Annotated in this window: 13 protein-coding genes, 1 tRNA gene and 1 pseudogene; 7 read left to right on the plus strand and 8 right to left on the minus strand. The window is 34.7% G+C overall.

What is annotated here, in order from left to right; translation table 11 throughout:
• From virB11 to NMD99_RS03215, 6 genes are all read right to left on the minus strand, one after another.
• On the minus strand, window positions 1–993 hold the full coding sequence (gene virB11, locus NMD99_RS03190) for a P-type DNA transfer ATPase VirB11 (RefSeq protein ID WP_253309358.1): 993 nt from the start codon (window positions 991–993) through the stop codon (window positions 1–3).
• 1 nt (window position 994) lies between these two features.
• Window positions 995–2,491, minus strand: a complete 1,497-nt coding sequence (locus tag NMD99_RS03195) for a TraB/TrbI/VirB10 family type IV secretion system protein (protein ID WP_309166787.1) — start codon at window positions 2,489–2,491, stop codon at window positions 995–997.
• A gap of 16 nt (window positions 2,492–2,507) precedes the next feature.
• Window positions 2,508–3,308, minus strand: a complete 801-nt coding sequence (gene virB9, locus NMD99_RS03200) for a P-type conjugative transfer protein VirB9 (protein ID WP_253309956.1) — start codon at window positions 3,306–3,308, stop codon at window positions 2,508–2,510.
• The gene (locus tag NMD99_RS03205) at window positions 3,295–3,975 is read right to left on the minus strand and encodes a VirB8 family type IV secretion system protein (protein ID WP_253309360.1); all 681 of its coding nucleotides are present in this window, start codon (window positions 3,973–3,975) and stop codon (window positions 3,295–3,297) included. The genes virB9 and NMD99_RS03205 overlap by 14 nt, the downstream gene beginning before the upstream one ends.
• A 72-nt stretch (window positions 3,976–4,047) precedes the next feature.
• A complete protein-coding gene (locus tag NMD99_RS03210) occupies window positions 4,048–5,130 on the minus strand; it encodes a GTP cyclohydrolase II (protein ID WP_309166788.1) in 1,083 nt (360 codons plus the stop codon).
• 31 nt (window positions 5,131–5,161) lie between these two features.
• A tRNA-Leu gene (locus NMD99_RS03215) sits at window positions 5,162–5,249 on the minus strand.
• Window positions 5,250–5,439: 190 nt separating this feature from the next.
• Here NMD99_RS03215 and NMD99_RS03220 point away from each other — a divergent pair.
• Window positions 5,440–6,705 (plus strand): metallophosphoesterase family protein, encoded by a 1,266-nt coding sequence (locus NMD99_RS03220; protein ID WP_309166790.1) that lies wholly within the window; start codon window positions 5,440–5,442, stop codon window positions 6,703–6,705.
• Window positions 6,706–6,732: 27 nt separating this feature from the next.
• On the opposite strand, the gene dnaA is transcribed toward NMD99_RS03220, so the two are convergent.
• Window positions 6,733–8,115, minus strand: coding sequence for a chromosomal replication initiator protein DnaA (gene dnaA, locus NMD99_RS03225; protein ID WP_253309363.1), 1,383 nt, complete (start codon window positions 8,113–8,115; stop codon window positions 6,733–6,735).
• A 326-nt stretch (window positions 8,116–8,441) separates the two neighbouring features.
• Here dnaA and NMD99_RS03230 point away from each other — a divergent pair, with 326 nt between their 5' ends.
• Window positions 8,442–9,179, plus strand: a complete 738-nt coding sequence (locus NMD99_RS03230; RefSeq protein WP_265017437.1) for a type I glutamate--ammonia ligase — start codon at window positions 8,442–8,444, stop codon at window positions 9,177–9,179.
• A 3-nt stretch (window positions 9,180–9,182) separates the two neighbouring features.
• Here NMD99_RS03230 and NMD99_RS03235 read toward each other — a convergent pair whose 3' ends face one another.
• Window positions 9,183–9,746, minus strand: coding sequence for a hypothetical protein (locus tag NMD99_RS03235; protein ID WP_253309365.1), 564 nt, complete (start codon window positions 9,744–9,746; stop codon window positions 9,183–9,185).
• Between the two features lie 175 nt (window positions 9,747–9,921).
• On the opposite strand from NMD99_RS03235, the gene NMD99_RS03240 reads away from it, so the two are divergent.
• From NMD99_RS03240 to ubiA, 5 genes and pseudogenes are all read left to right on the plus strand, one after another.
• On the plus strand, window positions 9,922–12,996 hold the full coding sequence (locus NMD99_RS03240; protein ID WP_264687957.1) for an efflux RND transporter permease subunit: 3,075 nt from the start codon (window positions 9,922–9,924) through the stop codon (window positions 12,994–12,996).
• Between the two features lie 88 nt (window positions 12,997–13,084).
• Window positions 13,085–14,647: a transcription termination factor NusA gene (gene nusA / locus NMD99_RS03245; RefSeq protein ID WP_264731488.1), complete on the plus strand. Its 1,563-nt coding sequence runs from the start codon at window positions 13,085–13,087 to the stop codon at window positions 14,645–14,647.
• A 9-nt stretch (window positions 14,648–14,656) separates the two neighbouring features.
• The gene (infB, locus tag NMD99_RS03250) at window positions 14,657–16,993 is read left to right on the plus strand and encodes a translation initiation factor IF-2 (RefSeq protein ID WP_309166797.1); all 2,337 of its coding nucleotides are present in this window, start codon (window positions 14,657–14,659) and stop codon (window positions 16,991–16,993) included.
• Window positions 16,990–17,406, plus strand: a complete 417-nt coding sequence (locus tag NMD99_RS03255; protein ID WP_164225054.1) for a ribosome-binding factor A — start codon at window positions 16,990–16,992, stop codon at window positions 17,404–17,406. Before infB ends, NMD99_RS03255 begins: the two co-directional genes overlap by 4 nt.
• Before the next feature lie 30 nt (window positions 17,407–17,436).
• Window positions 17,437–18,266, plus strand: a pseudogene (ubiA, locus tag NMD99_RS03260) (4-hydroxybenzoate octaprenyltransferase).
• Window positions 18,267–19,166 lie beyond the last annotated feature (900 nt).

Consider the following 19,166-nt stretch of genomic DNA (forward strand, 5'->3'; position numbering starts at 1 on the left):
TTAAGCATTTTCGCTTGCAGATCTAGTAAATAATATCTCAGAAATGCTTCTTTTGCCCCCACCGGTTCTTTTTAGCTGAATAACAATATCAATCACATTTCTAATGTATGGTATAATTTGGTCTGGAGGAATGCCAAGATTTGCCTGCATAACCATCAATTTTATTTGCTCAAGGGCCATTGTTGGACTATCCGCATGAAGGGTTGATATTGATCCAGGGTGACCAGTATTTATCGCCCTAAGAAAACTAAAAGCTTCCGCTCCACGGAGCTCACCAACTATTATTCTGTCTGGCCTTAAACGTAAGCACGCCTCTATCAAATCTTGAGTGGTTACTTTTGCTCTGCCCTGCCCTCCTTTGGAGGCAATCAGATGCACTCTATTTGGATGATCGTTCAAAACGATTTCCCTTGCATCCTCAACAGTAATAATTCTTTCCTCAGTTGGAATAGCACGCAAAGTAGCATTAGTAAAAGTAGTCTTACCAGTGGAAGTTCCACCGCTAATTATAATATTTTTCTTACTTATTACAGCGTATTCTAAAAACTCTTTTATTTTTTTTTGCCTTAACAGTAAATCCAAATGACGGTCAACTGGATTATCAGTTGCTTCTGTAACAGTTTCAGAAAAAGCCCCCATTTTTTCGTAATCATCGAGTGCTAATTGCATGCTAGAAGGCTTACGAATCGACATGACTACTTTATCAGGTTCACATGCTGGTGGAAATACTATCTGTATACGATAACCATTTGGTAATGTTGCCGAAAGTAAAGGTGCTTCTTCGCTAAGTTTTTGTTCTGTAGCTTGAGCAATCAGTCTGCCAAGAGATTTCAAATGGTTAAGATCGAATACTTCTAATTTTTCACACCTTATTTCACCGCGATTTTCAATCCATACTTCCTTTGGCTTATTTATTGATATTTCATTTACGCCTTCTTCTTGAAATATGCCTTGTAATGGCTCCAAATATGTATCAAGTGCAGCATAATTCATTTCATTGATTTAATATTGCCTGTGGAGGAAATACTGTATCTTGGTTAACAAATACTTTCAACGCGGTGCCTTGATCAACATAAATAGTTGGTTTTTTATCTGTGTATCTGCCTACTATATCCCGCATATCTTTAGAAAAATCCTCGATTGATTTCCCGATTGCTTTATCATAAACAGACTTGCTTCTTTTCTGAGTTTGCCTCAACAGTTGACGTACATCGTCTAAAGTTATACCGATATTGTCACTAGTAATTGCATCAACTCCACTAGCTCCAGAACTTTTTATCACACTTACTATTTCTTCCTTTATTATTCTCAGTAAATCCTGATCACTTTTAGCATTCCGAATTTTTTCAATAGCCCTAAGACCCAATTTCCATTTTTCGTCTCCTACCCTCCCAACTTCAGTTTTTATAGCATCCTCCAATCTCTCAACAATAGCCCCTTTGAGAGAAGAGATATCTATTTCAGCTGCAGTGATGGATCTCACCGCATCCATAGCAGTTAGCGTATCAATAAGATTAGAGGCCTTTTGCCCTATAACAGCCGAACCAATTGAAACACCAGCAAGTGCCACTGAAGAGAATAATGCACTTACTATTTTATTATCAACTATTCCAGCTATTCCTGCTCTGCCAAGTTCATCCGTACCAAGTGATGAAATAGCAATATCTATTCCATGAGGAAGAATGACCCTACTCCAGTTTATATTTACACGAGCTCTTGCGACATTCGAGTCAAATGAATAACTGCCTATCAATCTTGAGCCTTTAGGTATTAAAACTGTATCACCAGTTTCTGCATAAACATCTCTACTCACCATAGCACGCAGCATTCCTTGCAGATCAGAGTTTATTGCAGTTTCAAGAACAGCATCAATAATTTTACCTTGAGTAACCATTAAACCAAGCTTTCCTACTCTGGTAGCTTTGCTCGATTGTGCTGAAGTGTCAGATAAAATAGCATCAGCAGCCTTATTCTCTCCACCATCACTTGAAATTGTTAACATTTGTGCACTACGTCTGTCTCTAGGATAACCGCTACCCCCTATTGTAGGAAACGAGGTAGGTAAATTGCCCATAACATTACTAGAAGGAAAATTTTGCTTTGGCAAAATAGGTATATTTGACACAGGAGTTTCTTTTGGTTTCTCTTCTTCTTTTCTAATTTGTTTTATTTCTGGTATGATTGGTGGTGTAGGAAGAGGAGGTAAGGGTGGTAAGGGATCAGTTATTATTCTTTCAGGAACCATTACATTATCTGGAACTTGTTCCAACTTTCCCTTCAATTCTTGAACATTTTGCTTTGTTTCCTCTTTTTTAATAACTTCTGAACCCTCTTTATGAGAAGGACTAAAATAGAGATAATACACTCCACCAACCAGAAGCACTAAAATAATGACCATCAATGCCCTATGACCTTGATTAGAGCCAACTGTTACTACCTTGTTCTCTATTTCTGATTCATCTTCTGAATTGTTACGCCTTTCTTTATTCATATTGCATATACCACAGCTAAAGTGACCTATTTATAATTTCAACTTCACCATCTTCATAACGCATAAATAGCTTTTTATGTACTCCTTTTATTATAACATAATCATCAAATAACAGCCTTTTACAAGGTTTATCCTCCTCTTCTACAAAAATCTGAGGTATTTTATTATTATTTCTAAATTTTAAATAGGTTAAATAACCATCATCAAATAGCTCAATCGGAACTATATCCGCATTACCACCTTCATCAATATATGTATAATTGTACTTCGTATCATTTTCTTGTATTATTTTTTCTGGCTTGTCTGTAGTATATTGCATTTGAGTAGGTAAAGAAACCTCATCTAAATCAAGATCAAATTCACCTTCTTCTTGAGGATAATAAAAACGTACTACGTAAGATATATCCTTTTCAGCAGAATAATCGTGACCCACTTTCTTAGCATCAGTATCTGGGTATTTATCGTAGTTTGGCCTTGAGATTAAATCAAAAATGTAATTTCTTTTTTTAGTTGTTGTAATAATCATGTTAGTGCGACTACTAACTTCAAATGGCATGATAAGCAATTTATTGTCATAAGGATTAATTTTCCAACTTGATGCATCACCAACAGCGATATTTTTAACTTTTTCTCCTTCCGCAAATTCAATATAAGAATAGTAACCCTGACTAAAAACCACCGTAAATACTTCATTAGGGCTATACACAAAAGTCTTTATTCTACTATCTACAGAAATAGGCTCATTATAATTAATGGATGCGTTTAAATTGCCACTTACAAGTAAAGCTAAAACTAATAATATCCTATACATATTCATCATCTACTCTATATGAAATAACTTGAAATCCTAATGGGTTAATATATCTTTGCTGATCATCCATTTCAAGCGATGCATATCTATATGACATAATAACTATCTTATTTTTTCTTGTGGAACTTCCATCTTTCCGTATAAATTCCACAAAAAACCTCACCTGAAGAGCATCGTTACCCAATTTTTGAATTGAGCGAATTTTAAATTCACTTTTGGTATCTGAGTACAAATTAAAAAGATCATCCATATTCTGTGATCCTACATAATTTCTAAATTCATTATACACATTAGGTGAGGAAAACAACCTCACCTTTGTATAATAGTTATAATTATAATGATATGGATCAAAAACCTCCCTTGCTTTTATATACTCTGAAATAAAATAAACGTTTAGCGCTTCATTTGCAGAATATTGTTTTACTGTGACAGGATCAACCAATTGCACTATTCCTGATTTCTTGTCAATTTCTATAACAAATGGCTCAATAGTGCTACTTGTGCTAATTTTAAATATGACTAATATGCTGATAGAGATCGTTGCTAATAATATTAATGCAAATAAAAGTAGAATATTCCTTTGAGCAATAACTGTGCTGTAGCGGTTTGAATTCCAATCTATATCCTTATCTAAGGATTCAGTATTTTTTTCTCGCTTAAAAAATCTTAGCATTTTAGTATTCCTAAAAATCTTAACTTATGTTAATAAACATAGCAAATTAACAAAGTAGTTACAACAAAAAAGCTAAAAAACTCTTAATCTATGGCCTAGCTTACCAAACTTTGTCTCCATATATGAATCGTTATATTTATTACGTTCCACAATAAGTGGTAGACACTTTGTAACTCCTATACCACTACTTTCCAATTCTGACAATTTCTTATCATTGTTTGTAAGTAATTGGATTTTGTTAATGTTCAATTTATTAAGCATTTTAGCTGCAACAGCAAAACTCCTTTCATCATCTTCAAAACCTAATATTCTGTTTGCATCAACAGTATCAAGATTATGTCCTCTTTGCACACTGTAAGCTCTTAACTTATTAGTTAAACCAATGCCTCTTCCATCTTGCATCAAATACAATATAATACCACTTCCAGAGTCAGCTATCATTTGAATTGCTTGATGTAACTGACTTCTGCAATCGCATGATAAGCTATCTAACAAGTCACCCGTATAGCACGAAGAATGAATTCTTACTAATGGTTCGCCATCTTTATCTGGATTGCCAATGATAATTGCATGATGTTCTCTTCCACCACTTTCTGTTCTATAAGATATGATATTTACTTCTTGAGTCTGTTTTAAAAATAATGATGTTTTGCACACTTCATATACATCCTGATTTTCTTGAAAATTATTTATGAATGACGTGTCCAGTGCAATAACGTCATTTTTCTCGCACCAATTTCGCATTTCATGGTTATTCTCAAAAGTCATATCAGCCACTAACGCGTATGGCAATAATTCTGAGAACTTAAGCAAGGCAATAGCACATTCATCTATTGTCTTTGAGCATTGCAACTCTCTTATGCAATCTTCCTTTGAACAGTTTATTAAATGGAGCAGTTCATCAAAATTATTCACCAACAGACGTTTGCTGTTATGTTCTTTATTCTGAGATATGTATTTTACCTTACTTGAAGTTAAAGTAACATATACATTACTTGATATAAGCTTGTATTGATTAAATAAATCTCTTTCTAAAGCCTCAGCAGCAGCGAACAATAGGTAATTACTTTTATCATATATTACAATTGGCCGGCCGCGCCTGATTTCGCTGATAGCTCTTTCTACCTTATTGCTACTCTGATTTCCTATAAACATTTTTACCCATATTAAGCAGCTATGAAAAAACTGGTGCGGCCGAGAAGACTTGAACTTCCAAGGCCTTATGAGCCACAGCGACCTCAACGCTGCGTGTCTACCAATTCCACCACGGCCGCACTATATTCTAGTTTTTATATAATTATTTTAAATTATTTAATCATTTTAGAATTTTTCATCTAGAGTGTCAATCTGATACTAGAATAATTTAGAAATTACTTGTATAATTTGATTATGAATTTTGTGATTATAAATTTTAATCATTTAAGACAACCTTACTACTAATTTTTAACTTAGGTTTTTATACAAATGAATGTAGCTAATATCTTTATTTTTTTAGCTCTCTCTCTTATAACTAGCTTTCATTTCGTCCATGCACAGATATTATACACATGGTCTCAAGTTATCCCAGAAAATAAATTAAGCATACGTGCAATTACAGACAATGACATGTGTCCCATTGTTTATGTCGATGGCGAGGAAATAGAAATGCTGAATCGCAGCTCAATTAACAATGGTGATCATAACGAAACAGTTTGTGAACTGACAGTACAAACAAGTGCCAAAAACATTAGTATTGAGGATCTACGAGTTCCTATATTACCAGAAAAGGTTAATAAAATTGCTTTTATTGGTGACACGGGTTGTAGAATAAATATGTTATTTCAGCAGGAATGTAATTCGGTAGATAGCTGGCCTTTAAAAAAAAATTTAGATTCAATCGCCCTTCATAAACCAGATTTAATTATCCATGTTGGTGATTATCATTATAGACAAACAAAATGTAGAAATACAAAAAAGTGTGGCGATATTTATGGATATAATAAAAAAGCTTGGTACGCTGATTGGTTTGAGCCTGCAAAGGATATTTCATTACAATCCCCTTTCCTTTTGTTTTGTGGAAACCATGAGAGTTGTAATAGAGCTTATGAAGGATGGTTCAGGTATCTAGATTCATACCCCTTTTCGTCTGAAAAATGTGGAAACTTCGTTTCTAGTTGGTCCTTAGATGCTGGACCGATGAAATTTTTTATCTTCGACTCTTCATCCGGTGAGGATATTTTTACAACCCAAAGCACAATTGATGCTTTTGAAAGGCAATTTGATAAATTGATACAAGATAAGCCCACGTGGTTTTTAACTCATAAACCGCTTTGGAGATCTCCAAAAAAAGAATTTTTGACATTAAAAAGCCATGGTAATCTTACACAAATTGAAGCTTTTGGAGATAAATTTCCAAGCAATGTCACTACCATAGTTTCTGGCCACATTCATATAGCCCAGATTTTATTAATGGATAATGTTCCAGACCAGATTATAGTTGGAAACGGTGGTGCATTATTACACGCTCAAGATCAAGAGCCTGTTTATCAAAATGTAGAATTTGACTATTCAAATGGTAGAAACTACTTAGCACACGAGGTTAGAAACTTTTTCGGTTTTGGCTTTGCAATACTAAACTTAGATGATCACAAATTTACCTTCTATAATCAACACAATAAGGAAATGTATTCTGCGAAGCTAACAGAAGATTTTAAACTTAAACGGATTAAAACTATAGTCGATTCATTTTAGGACTTGTTATTAGCTATTTTAACAACGCTACTTAAACATTTTTTTTAATCGATTGATTTCATCAGCAAATTTTGAGTCGGTCTTTATAAAATTTTCTACTTGTTTTACTGCATGTATAACGGTAGCATGGTCTCTGCCACCAAAGTTTCTCCCAATATCTGGTAGGCTTTTTTGCGTAAATTTTTTGGCAAAATACATAGCTATTTGTCTTGGCCTTGCAAGACTGCGAAGTCTTCTATTGGATTGCATATCTGCAACCTTTATATTGAAAAATTCAGCTACTTTCTTTTGTATTTCTTCTATTGTGATTGACCTATGATTTGACCTAAGAAGATCGATTAGGGTTTCACTAGCTGATTCTACCGTCATACTTCTTCCAATTAATGAGGTATGGGTAACCTTATTTAATGCTCCTTCTAATTCTCTTATATTAGATTTTATGTTCCTTGCTAAAAACTCTAGGACATCTTTCGGAACATACATATTCATCTGCTCCACTTTTGCCTGCAATATACCAAGCCTTAATTCAAAAGTTGTTTCATTAATATCTGCCACCAACCCCCAACCGAGTCGTGATCTTATTCTTTCTTCCACTCCATCAAGATCACTAGGAGACCTATCAGCTGATATAACCAATTGCTTATTTTGGTCTATCAATGCATTGAAAGTGTGAAAAAATTCTTCTTGTGTACTATCTTTACCACTGATAAATTGCACATCATCTACCATCAATACATCTACTGATCTAAATTGCTCTTTAAATAACATAATATCTTTGCTTCGCAGCGCTGTAATATATTGGTACATGAATTTCTCTGCTGATAAATATACTACTTTTCTTTTTTCTGATGGGGAATTGACTATGTGCCAGGCTATAGCATGCATTAGATGTGTTTTACCAAGTCCCACTCCACCATATAGAAACAAAGGATTGCTGCCTAATATTGGATCTATAGATTCTGCCACACGCTTTGCCGCCGTAAATGCTAATTCATTTGGCTTTCCCACTACAAAATTATCAAAGGTGAACCTTGGATCCAGCGGCGAACCAAGATTATGATTACTTTCCTCTCTGTTTTTTAGTATAACATTAAAATTTGAATTCCTTTCCTCAATTACTTGAATATCAATAGAACGTATGCTTTTATCTTCGCTTTGCCATAATGATAATATTTTTTTCATGTAATGAACTGTAATCCACTCTTTTATAAACCTTGTTGACACGGATAAAAGAACTTCCCCATTTCTGCTACTGACAAATTTTAGCGAACTCAGCCAGCTGTTATATGTTGCTTCTCCATAAAGATTATAAAGACAATTTTGGATTTTTTCCCAAGTAACATTGTGATCCGTTACTGTAATAATCTGATCAAAAAACATAGTAGAAACCTTAGGGCTAGTTAAGTTCATATACCATACCAAGAAAAAAGCAACAATTAGAAAAATATAAGATAATCAATAGCTTACTGCAAAATGAAAAGCTAATACTACTTAATACATACTAAAAATTATGGTGATTTTTTGATGAGTTGTAAAGGGTATAAAAACACTAAAATTGATCATTTTTATTTCAAAAAAATGAAAAATTTGTAAATGTCGCTTGTATCGAGGATTAGAAGCATGCTATTAAAAATAGTAATACATTATGTATAAATAAGATGTTAAATTTACTGGCAAATAAGTAAAGTATTCATATAAATATAGCTAACCTAATATAGATTTACTGAAGCAAATTTATGATTATATTAAGTAATTTGAGTTGTCATGCTGTATTCGGTATTGAACTAGAGTTTTACATTGAAGGAATAGAAAAAGAATATTTATTTCTGAATAGCATCAAAAATAAAATAGCATTTCTTGAATTTTCCTGCGAGAAGGAGAATTCTACACATCAATATGAGATAAAAAGTGGTTGTTATACGAACTCCGACAATTTAATTAAGCATTTTGAGTTAGCAAAACAATTACTTACTGAAGTAGTACAAAAACTTGGTGGGAACGTTTCTTTTAAAGCAAAGCCTTATTTGGATAGAGCAGGCAGTGCATTAAATGTGCATGTTAATCTCGTGAATTCAAATAACGATAACTTATTTTATATCAATGAGCAAAAGTATAGTGATTATTTGATTCATAGTATTGGCGGATTATGTGCAATGATGAAAAAACATATGTTGTTTTTTGCTCCAAATGATGATTCATATTTAAGATTTCAGTACCCGGATATTCACACTCCAACTACGATTAGTTGGGGAGTAAATAACAGAACTGCTGCGATAAGAATTCCCTATTTTGGCAACGATTCCAAAAGATGCCGCCTAGAGCACCGTGTTCCTGGAGCAGACTGTAACCTTGAAAAAGTACTCACAGCAATAATTGAAGGTATAGTTTTTGGTATAGAGAACAAAATTGCTCCGCCAAATAGGGTCTACGGCATTGCATCTGATTCTCAATATAAGATGAAGAGTTTGATATAAACTCTAACCACGTTGGTTAACAATATCTTCCATAGTTAGCCGCTCTGGCATTCTCATTAAGTTATCACTGAAAAAAGTCCTCGGAGCATTGGTAAGTTCTTTGATTTTTTTGTCATATCCATTCATATGCATAGGAGGGGATCGCATTAAGTCCATATAGTTCGTTGCGTATTTAGTCCGACTTGTATCATCAGCGTTAGTGCTTTTAGAAAGTGAATTACCTTTGAAATCCATATGTTCAGGTAGTCCATTTTTCATTTCTTCTTGTGCTCTTTTATTTTTTAATTCTTCTGCTAGCTCAGTTTCAGTTCTTTTTGGTTCTTTTACGGATATTTCCGTATCTTTTTCTTCACCTTCATCTTCTGAAACACGAGTAATTTCAGCTTTAGTTCTTATTTTATGAATCAGCAAAAGTAATAAGTAAGTAACTGCAGCAGCAGAAACGATAATGGCTATCTTTGCGGCAATGTGGATTGCTGTTAAAAATATTAAAGCTGATAAAGCTCCAGCTAATCCAGACACAATAACTTTTCTCTTGCCTTTTGTTACATTTAAAATTGCCACCATAATAACCTCTCAAATACTGTTCTAGAATTATTATACAGAAATTTTCTTATACTTGCAATTTTGCGAAAATTTTAATTATTTGCGTAAAGTTTTAAAGCTATACAAGGATTAATTAATATGCAACGTATCTCGACTATAATATTGTACAAACACACATATTTAGTTAACATTCAACATGCAGAGCTTACTCATAGAGCGAAACAGGGCGGTGGTATTATTACTTATAGTAATTTTTATCTTCGGTTCATACGTTTATGTAAAAATGCCAAGGGAAAGTAACCCTGATATACAGATTCCTATAATCAGCGTGTTTGTTGGACTTCCTGGGATTTCTGCTCAAGATAGTGAAAAGCTATTAGTGCTGCCTATAGAAAATGAACTAAGATCCATCGAAGGTGTAAGAGAATTGAGAGCTTTTGCAACTAATGATGGTGCTCACATGATACTCGAATTTGGAACAGAGTATGATAATAAAGAAGTGCTCGATAATGTCCGTTCAAAGCTTTCAAACATAAAATCGAAGTTACCTGTTGAAGCGGAATCTCCGATAATCAATGAAATAAACTTGAGCTTATTTCCGATACTCAATGTCGGCTTAATTGGTAATTTGCCAGAAAGAGCCTTAACTGAAATAGCACGCAAGCTAAAGAAAGAAATAGAATCTCTGCCAAATGTTCTCAAAGTTGAAGTGGCAGGTATGCGTAAAGAAACAGTGGAAGTTATAATTGAGCCCACAGTTCTAACAAAATATAACATTCAATCAAACGAAATATTCCAAGCTATATCAAGCAATAATAGACTAGTGGGAGCTGGGTCACTGGAAAATGATACCGGTAAATATTCGATTAAAATATCAGGGTTATTAAAAGATATAGAAGATATTATGAATATTCCTATTAGATCTCAAGGCGATGCAGTTTTGAGAATCAAAGATATAGCAAAAGTATACCCTAGGTTTGAGGATCACCAAGGGTTTGCTCGCATTAATGGATTACCTAGTGTCGTGCTAGAAATTTCAAAACGTAACGGAAAAAACATAATAGACACAGTAAATCAAGTAAAATACTTAATGGATAAGGCAAAAGATCAATTACCTGAAAATTTAAAAGTGGTGTACTTAAATGACCAGTCAAAAAACGTCCGCGATGTGCTTGATGACTTGGAAAACGGCATAATATTCGCTGTGTTGTTAATATTGATCATAATGATGCTTTCTATGGGAACAAGGATTGCTATTCTTGTGGCACTCTCGATACCCGGTTCCTTTCTCATTGGGATAATAGCTCTTTACTTTATGGGCATAACCTTAAATATCGTTGTGCTCTTCAGTTTAATCATGGCTGTTGGCATGCTGGTTGATGATGCAATTGTGATCAGCGAATATGCCGATAGAAAGATGATCTGCGGAATGGACAAAGTAGAAGCCTTTCACACTTCAGTTCGTGATATGTTTTATCCGGTTCTATCATCGACGTTAACTAAATTAGCAGTGTTTTTTCCTCTATTATTCTGGCCTGATACTGTTGGTAAATTCATGCAGTACATACCAATTACAATAATTCTAACTTTGACTGGATCGCTCATTATGGCTTTGGTTTTTATACCAACACTTGGTGCAATATTTGGTAAGCCTTCAATAACTTCAAAAAAAGAAATAAAAAAAATGAGTGCTATAGAAAGTGGTGAGATAAAAAATGCTGGGTCTATAATAAGAGCTTACATACGCATGCTAGAGAAGGTTTTAGATCATCCTAAAAAATTCATATGTGCTACTGTATTCGTCCTGTTTTCATTTAGTGTGCTGTACTTTACCTTTGGTCCTGGAGTGAAGTTTTTTCCGAAAGTGGATTCAGATAATATTTTAATCAGTGTTAAAGCAAAAGAAAGCTTATCAGCCAAAGAACGAGATCTGATACTCAAAGAAGTGGAAGAACGCATTTTGAGCGTTGAAAAAGAAATTCATGTTTCTTATGCTAGATCAGGAGCATTTTCAGACAACGTTATCGCCAGAATTCAACTAGAACTTATGGATTGGCGCTTCAGGCGCAAAGCTAAGCACATATTAAACGATATAAGGAGCAGTGTGCAAGACATGAAAGGAATAATAATTAATGTTCAAGAGGAAAAGTCAGGACCGTCGGCTGACAAGCCAATACAAATTAACCTCAGCGGAAGTGCATCCAATCTGAATTTAGCAGCAGAGAAAATTCTAAAAATTATGGACCAACCTTCATCCGGGTTTATAAATATTCAAGATAGCAGATCAGCACCTGAAATAGAGTGGAATATGAGTGTTAATAAGAGTAAGGCTACAAGTTCTGGAGTAAGTGTTGCAACCATTGGCGATTTTATAAAGATGGTTACAAATGGAGTGTTGATTGGAAAATATAGACCAAATAACACGGATGAAGAAATCGATATTGTACTCCGTTTCCCCAGAAGGGACCGCAACATGAAGACTATAGATAATCTTTTTATCAATACAGTTAATGGCCCGCATCCTATGAGCAACATAGTAAAATATGCTCCCGAAAAAAAGGTAAACAAACTAAATAGGATTGATGGATTACGTACAGTGACAATTTCCGCTGATGTGGATACAGGCTATCTTGTTAATGAAAGAGTAAAGTTCATTCAGAATTCTATTGCCCAGGATTGGGACAAGGGAGTAAAAATTGATTTTAAAGGCGACAAAGAAGATCAACAAAAATCAGGAACATTTTTGTTAAAGGCTTTTATATTAGCAATTACACTAATGATATTGGTATTAGTGACACAGTTTAATAATGTATACCATACATTTATCGTAATGACAGCAGTGTTTTTATCCACAACATGTGTGTTTTTTGTTTTCTTTCTTATCCAACAAGTTTTCGTAGTTGTTATGTGTGGAGTGGGGATAATTGCTTTGGCAGGAATTATAGTAAATAATAACATACTATTGCTTGATGCCTTTCATCACCAAATTAAGGTACACAAAAATGACATCAAGCGATGTGTAATAAACGCTGCAATTTCTCGCGTTAGGCCAATATTGCTTACCGTTGCAACCACAGTTCTTGGTTTAATACCGATGATTACCAGGTTAAATATCAATTTTTTTACGCTACAAATCACATATGATGCTCCATCAAGCCAGTGGTGGGTTGACATTTCAACAACCATAGCAAGTGGAATATTGGCTGCAACGGTCTTAACTTTATTCTTTACTCCGGCGTTGCTTGTCATACAAAGACATGAAAAAACTTGACTTAAATTAGCAATCATTTAACATTTAAGATAGCGTTCTTTGCCCGTTGAAGCTATAATTATAACTAATTACATTGGATTTATTTATTATGATTGCTAATCGTAAAAGCAGTGTTAAGCAGAAAAGTAACAAGAATAACATAGTTGGAAGCCTTGATGTAATAAAAACAGCAGGAGAACTTTCACTTCAAAAAGGTTTAGATTTTAATGTTGTAATAAAGGCACTAGAAAGTGCTATAGAAGCAGTGGCTTATCAAAAGTATGGTAGCAAAAGTAAAATTGTAGTTAATATAGATAGAAATACAGGCAAAGTTACTTCATACAGAAAACTAAAAGTTATTGATGACGAATCAAATGAAGAAGAGAACACTGAGTATGAATCAATTACGCTGACACAAGCTAAATTAATAAAAGGAGATGCAAAAGTTGGAGATACTGTTAGTGAATTGCTCTCTCTTAACACTGATCTTGCTTCAGCAAGGATTGCCCAGCAAAAGATTGCTCAAATAATTAAAGATGAAGAGTCAAAAAAGCAATATGAGGAATTTAAAGATAAGGTGGGAGAAATAAGGTATGGTATTGTTAAACAAGTAGAATATTCAGATCTTATTATAGACATAAATGGCACTAGGGCATATCTTCCATTGCGAAATTTGACCGGTGGTGAATCATTTCGTGAAGGCGATAAGGTTAAAACTTACATACAGACCGTTAAGCGCTCTGATGATGGACGTCAAATTATTCTTTCTAGGACTCATGAAGGCTTTTTAGAGGCATTATTAAATCAAGAAATACCAGAAATTGCTGACGGGTTAGTAACAATTAAAGGTATAGCTAGAGACGCCGGCTCAAGGTCTAAGGTTGCTGTTTTCTCTCCTGACAAGAACATTGATCCAGTAGGTGCTTGTGTTGGAGTTAAGGGAGATAGAATAAAAACTATTATACACGAATTAAATGGTGAAAAAATTGACGTTATAAATTACTCCTCAGATTTGGGTCAATTTGTTATTAAAGCCATTACTCCTGCAGAAGTATCGAAGGTTATTATTGATGAAAATGAAAATTGCATAGAGTTAATAGTTGCTGAAGATCAATTGAGTTTAGCTATAGGAAAAAAGGGCCAGAATGTAAGATTAGCTTCAGAGCTTGTTGGATGGAAAATTGAGATATTAAGCACTCAGCAAGAATCAGAAAGGCGAAGTAAAGAACTTAGTCAATGTTCAGCTTTATTTGCTGAAGCTTTAAACTTAGAAGAGATTATGGGTCAGCTATTGGTAACAGAAGGTTTTTCAAGCGTAGAAGATATATCCAACGCTTCAATTAAAGAGCTTTCTTCAATAGAGGGCTTTAATGAGGATATTGCAAACGAACTTCATAACAGAGCAAACAAGCACCTGAAAGCAGAAAATGATAGAAAAATAGAAGAGCTAAAAAGTCTAGGTATGGAAGATGATGTAATCAATTTAACTTTATCAATAGACAATAAAATTGCTCTTAGTAAACATGATATTAAGACTTTAGAGGACATAGCAGATTTATCAAGTTATGAGTTTTGCAGCATACTCTCTTCCTCAGCTGATAGTAAAGAAAATCTAAAAGATACAGTAGACTCAATAATCATAGAAGCACGTAAAAAGCTTGGGTTAATATAATAAAATAATATGAATAATGAAGATATCAGTAATAAAAAATTAACGCTCCAAGGCTTAAGCAAGCTTAAATTAGACCTCAATTTAAACTCTTCAGCTAGCCCAAGTACTGGAGCTACAATAGTAAAAAAAAGAAGAAAAAAATCTCATGATGCAGAAGAACATAATTTATTTGACGAGAGTAAATTAGGTTCTTTAACAGAGAAAGAACAAATTTTCCGCATTAATGCTGTGCAGAATGCTGCTTTGCTGAAAGAAAGAAATCAGAGAGAAGAAAAAGAGAAAACAGCAAAAGAAGACAGCAATAAAGAGATTGACGAGAAAAATGAAGCGGACACTTTATCTAAAGAAATAAATAAGAAAGTTTTAAGTAATACTCACTTAGTTGAACTAAGAGAAGATAATATTGACTATGAGAGCGACGATAAAAAGTCTTCTAAAGTCAACAAAGATATATATTCTAAGCATTCTAAACTGGTAATTGCACAGGCAATAGATGAAAAAACTGAACAACCCCCTGTATTTAAGCAAAGATTTGGTATAAGAAGTAGAAAGTCAAAGTTTACTAAGGGTAAAAATATATCAAGAGAAGTTATTATACCAGACAAAATAACTATCAGGGAGTTATCTGTTCGTATGGCAGAAGATAGCAAGAGTGTGCTAAAAATGTTCAAAGAAGAAGTCGGTGAGAGTTATAGAGTAGATGATCTGGTGGATCCAGATATAGCATATGAAATAGTGGAAAAATTCAATCATACGGCTAAACGAGTGAGCGATACCAACAGAGAAAAGGATTTATTTTTCATAGAAGACAGGGAAAGCTTGTCTAAAGAACCTAAACCACCAGTCGTCACTTTTATGGGACACGTTGATCATGGTAAAACCTCATTGCTCGATGCATTTCGTGAATCTAATGTTGCAGAAAGAGAGTCAGGTGGCATAACTCAACACATAGGTGCTTATCAAATAACGACAAAAGATAAGCAAAAAATTACTTTTATTGATACACCAGGACATGAAGCGTTCACTGCGATGCGTGCACGTGGTGCCAATATTACTAATATAGTTGTAATAGTAGTTGCAGCTGACGATGGAATCATGAAACAAACAGTTGAAGCAATAAATCATGCAAAAGCAGCAAATGTTTCTATTATAGTTGCTATTAATAAAATTGATAAATCTGAACCTGGTGATGTAGAAAAAATAATTAATAGTTTGCCTCAATATGATCTCATCTCTGAAGAGCTTGGTGGTGATATTATGATTGTGCCAGTATCAGCAAAAAAGAAAACTAATTTAGATAAACTAGAAGAGGCGATTTTGTTAATCGCTGAATTAATGAAGCTAGAAGCAATAGAAGATTGTCGAGCACTTGGATGGGTAATAGAATCCAAAATAGATAAAGCGAAAGGAATATCAGCTACATTGATAGTTGAGGAAGGAACGTTAAAGGTTGGTGATATATTGGTAGTTGGTACAACATACAGCAAAGTACGTAGTATGGTTAATCACCTTGGTCAAAGAGAAAAAGCAGCACTACCCTCCGCTCCAATTGAAATTACTGGTCTAAATGGTGTGCCAAATGCTGGAGATAAATTTGTTGTTGTAAATTCTGAAAAGCAGGCGCGTGAAATTGTTGAATACAGGCTAGAGTTGATCAAGAAAAAGAAAGAAGATTTAGACGACAATAATTTAGATATATTCAGTCGTAATAACAGTGAAACAGAAGAACTATCTGTAGTTTTAAAGTGCGATGTAACTGGTTCTATTGAAGCGATATCAAGTTCAATTGATAAACTCGGTAAAGACCAAGTGAAATTAAATATCCTACACAAAGCAGTAGGAGGGATAACAGATTCAGATGTGCTGCTTGCAGAAGCATCAAGTGCAGTAATTTTAGCTTTTAATGTAAAAGTGGACTCAAAAATAAGGGACTTGGCAAAACAAAAAGGTGTAGAAATACATATTTATAACATAATATACGAGCTCATTGACGACATGAGAATGTATTTAACTAAAATGTTAAAGCCTGTTACACGAGAGGTTCGTGTTGGTTCTGCATCTGTGAGGCAAATATTTAACGTATCTAAAGCTGGTAATATCATTGGATGTTACGTAAGTGATGGAGTCATAAGAAAAGATTCTTTAATTAAGGTAGTGCGTGGTGGCAAATTGGTGCATGAAGGAAAGTTAAAAGCACTACGTAGATTTAAAGATGATGTTAAAGAAGTAGGTGTAAACTTTGAATGCGGAGTATCACTAGAGGGTAATATCGATATTAAAGTTGGAGATATTTTGGAAGCTTATCAATTAGTGCAAGAGAAAGGGTGTTATAGTAGATGGATATGAAAAAGGAAATTAGAAACCTAAAAATAGCATCGGTATTGCATAGAGCAATATCAAGAGTCCTAATGGAAGGTAAGGTGTTCAATAAAAATGTAGCGGTATCTGACGTAAAATTAAGTAAAGATTTGAAAAAAGCAGATGTATATATTGTGTTATCTTCATTGAATATCCAAGTAGCTGACTACTCAGATTCAGAAAAAAGTACATGGATTTCAGCATCACGCACTGGAGATCCTTCTGAGGATAATTGTGATATTAACACTGTTGTTAATGAAATGAACCAATCTGCATGGTCAATACGTAAATCTATATTGTGTTATGTTGATTTGCGATTTATACCTGAGTTAGTTTTCAAGCCTGATTTAGCGTTCGATAATTTTGTTAATGTAAGCAAAATATTACATAATCACACTTAATTAATGTATTTCAACCGTTACTTTTCATTAATGAGACTGCACAGTTTAACAGGTTTGTGGCTTGTGCTATTTCCCAGTTTGAGCGGTATTCTTTTAGCCTCAACTTCTCTATCGTATCAGGCTCTTTTTCTCCTTGTTTTATTTACTATAGGTGCATTTTTAATGAGACCTGCAGGGTGCATAATCAATGACATTTTCGATAGGGAAATAGATGCGCACGTTGAACGAACAAAATATAGGCCACTTGCAAGTGGTGCATTAAACATAAAGCAGGCTTTGGTTTTACTCTCACTGCTACTATCTATCGCCTTGGTAATTTTATTGTTAACTAATAAAACCACACTCATACTTGGAATAATCTCAATGTGTATGATAGCTACTTACCCTTTATTAAAGCGGTATGTTTGGTGGCCACAATTGTTCTTAGGGTTTACCTTCAATATGGGATGCTCATGGGCTCAGCAGCAATAATAAACCAGATCAGTATAGAATCCTTGCTGTTTTATATAGGATGCGTCTTTTGGACACTTAGCTATGACACCATATACGCTCATCAAGATAAAAAAGATGATGAAAAACTCGGAATGAAATCTACCGCATTATATTTTGGTGATACAACAAAATCTTGGTTGAAAAGATTTTATTTAATATCTCTTATGACGTGGCTATATGCTGGTATCTTATCATCATTAAATAACATCTTTTATATTGCTCTACTTGCTGTAGGGTTCATATTTCACCGCCAATACAAAAATTTCAATCCTGACGATCCCAGTCAATGCATGTCCATATTTAAAAATAATTCCTACGTAGGGTTGCTTCTCTTTTTTGGCATCCTTTTAGATAGAATTATCACCTAGGTCTCAAGAGTTTTGGCTCTAATGAAGTCAATAAACTCAGGTAGCTCGCAGAAACGAAAAAACTTCCTTGACAAACTCCGCCAGCCCCCTTATTATGATAACAAGGGTATTCATGACTCAAAACTTGTTTTTGACCTGCAGGCTCAATAACAAAATTCAGTAAAAAACTTAGGGTATTTTTTGGCGGATTACATAAAATTATAGCGGCTGCATGTCTTTTAAATTTTTTCTACATTCAGCCAAATCGCGCTTATTTTAAGCGTTAGCACATTATTACAGCGCCACTTACAGTAATATAGAGTCAAAACTCGCACCACGGGGCTTCTTTTGCCTTTTTTTCGTTTGGTAGATTTCTTAATGTTTGTAGCTAAAGCAATTTAAGAGACCGAAAATGGTGTCATTCCAGCGTGTGACGCTGGAATCTAGTCTTTATTATGCAGCCACTTATTTAAAGTTAAGTTTTCTGGATCCAAGTAGTCAAGCTACTCGGATGACACCTTGACGATTTGAAGAATCGTCATCCCGCTACGTGTTAGCGGGATCTAGAGATACCGCGGCGGTATGACGGTCTGCGGCGATATGACGGTTCGCGGTGGCATGACGATAACTTCGTCATCCCGCTACGTGTTAGCGGGATCTAGAGATACCGCGGCGGTATGACGGTCTGCGGCGATATGACGGTTCGCGGTGGCATGACGATAACTTCGTCATCCCGCTGCTTGTTAGCAGGATCTAGAGATACCGCGGCGGTATGACGGTCTGCGGCGATATGACGGTTCGCGGTGGCATGACGATAACTTCGTCATCCCGCTGCTTGTTAGCGGGATCTAGAGATACCGCGGCGATATGACGGTTCGCGGTGGCATGACGATAACTTCGTCATCCCGCTGCTTGTTAGCG

This window comes from Wolbachia endosymbiont of Listronotus oregonensis (assembly GCF_031205055.1).
In the GTDB taxonomy this organism is placed as follows: domain Bacteria; phylum Pseudomonadota; class Alphaproteobacteria; order Rickettsiales; family Anaplasmataceae; genus Wolbachia.